At 65.5% G+C, this 1,582-nt stretch carries 2 protein-coding genes; both read right to left on the minus strand.

Annotated features, from left to right (window positions below; all coding sequences use genetic code 11):
• The coding region (locus QM806_RS40800; RefSeq protein WP_283295030.1) for an acyl-CoA dehydrogenase family protein at nucleotides 1–719 on the minus strand (719 nt) is incomplete at its 3' end.
• Between the two features lie 31 nt (nucleotides 720–750).
• On the minus strand, nucleotides 751–1,482 hold the full coding sequence (locus tag QM806_RS40805; RefSeq protein WP_133984120.1) for an SDR family NAD(P)-dependent oxidoreductase: 732 nt from the start codon (nucleotides 1,480–1,482) through the stop codon (nucleotides 751–753).
• Nucleotides 1,483–1,582: the final 100 nt, after the last annotated feature.

Raw genomic sequence — 1,582 nt, forward strand, 5'->3', positions numbered from 1 at the left:
CCGTCGGCGCCGGGAAGGTATTTCGGGACGATGAACAGCGAGATGCCCTTGACACCCGGGCCGCCACCCGGGGTTTTCGCCAGCACCAGGTGCACAATGTTCTCGGTGAGTTCGTGGTCGCCTCCGGAGATCCACATCTTGGTTCCGGTGACCCGGTAGCTGCCGTCTTCCTGCGGTACCGCGCGGGTGGTGATGTCCGCGAGCGAGGATCCGGCCTGCGGCTCGGACAGGCACATGGTGCCGAACCAGCGGCCCTCGAGCATCGGACGGACGTACGCGTCGATCTGCTGTTCGGTGCCGTAGGCCGCGATGAGGTTGGCATTGGCGATCGTGAGGAACGGATAGGACGAGGTGCTGGCGTTGGCGGCCTGGAACCAGGCCATCGCCGCCCGCGCCACCGTGGTGGGCAGTTGCATTCCGCCGACGCTCTCGTCGAATGATCCGGCGATCAAACCGGCCGCCGCGTAGGCGTCGAGCGCCGTCTTGACCTCCGGGATCATCTCGACGGTGCCGTCCGGGCGCATGGTCGGCTCGTGCGCGTCGGCCGTCTTGTTGTGGGGGGCGAAGTGCTTGTGCGCGAGGTCCGCGCTGAGGTCGAGCACCGCGTCGAAGGTGTCCTTCGAGTGTTCGGCGAAGCGTTTGCGGGTGGTCAACGAGGCGACGTCGAGCCATTCGTAGAGCAGGAAATCGAGATCGCGGCGAGAAAGTACATCAGTCATGAGAATCGGTTCCGTTCAAAGGTGGGCTCGCTCAGATGGAGAGTCCGCCGTCGACCGGGAGGACGACGCCGGTGACGTAGCCGGCTTCCTCGGACGCGAGGAAGGCGATGGCGTCGGCCATCTCGGCGGGGTCGGCGAAGCGGGGGATGGGCCCGGTGACCTCGGCGATCTTCTCCTTCGGAATGGAGGCGGTCATCCGGGTCGCGGCGTTCGGGGAGATCGCGTTGACGGTGACCCCGAAAGCAGCGAGCTCTTTCGCGGCGGTCTTGGTGAATCCGATGATCCCGGCCTTGGCGGTGGCGTAGTTGGCCTGCCCGCGGTTGCCGTGCAGTCCGGTGTAGGAGGTGATGTTGACGACCCGCCCGAATTCCTGCTTCCGGAAGTGCGGCACACAGGCCCGGGTGAACCGAAAGGTGCCGCCCGCGTGGACATTGAGGACCTGGTCCCAGTCCTCGTCGGTCAGCTTCCACAGCACCTTGTCGCGCAGGATCCCGGCGTTGTTGATCAGAATGTCCACCCGCCCGGTCTCGGCGATCACGGTAGAGACAACGTTCTCGACGTCACCGGTGTCGCTGACGTCGGCGGGGATGCCGATGGCGCCGACCTCGCGGGCGGCCTTGTCGAGTTCGTCCTTGTCGAAGTCCACCATGAACACGGTCGCCTTGGCCTCGGCGAAGTGGCGGGCCAGGGCCTGGCCGATGCCGCGGGCGGCGCCGGTGACGATGACCGATTTGCCGGTGAAGTCGTAGGTGATGTTGCCCATCGTGTTTCCTGTCTTTCTTCTCAGCTGAGACGTTCGAGGACCATGGCCATGCCCTGTCCGCCTCCGACGCACATGGTTTCGAGGCCGAACTGCTTGTCGT

This window comes from Rhodococcus sp. IEGM 1351 (assembly GCF_030056875.1).
Lineage (GTDB): Bacteria > Actinomycetota > Actinomycetes > Mycobacteriales > Mycobacteriaceae > Rhodococcus_F > Rhodococcus_F opacus.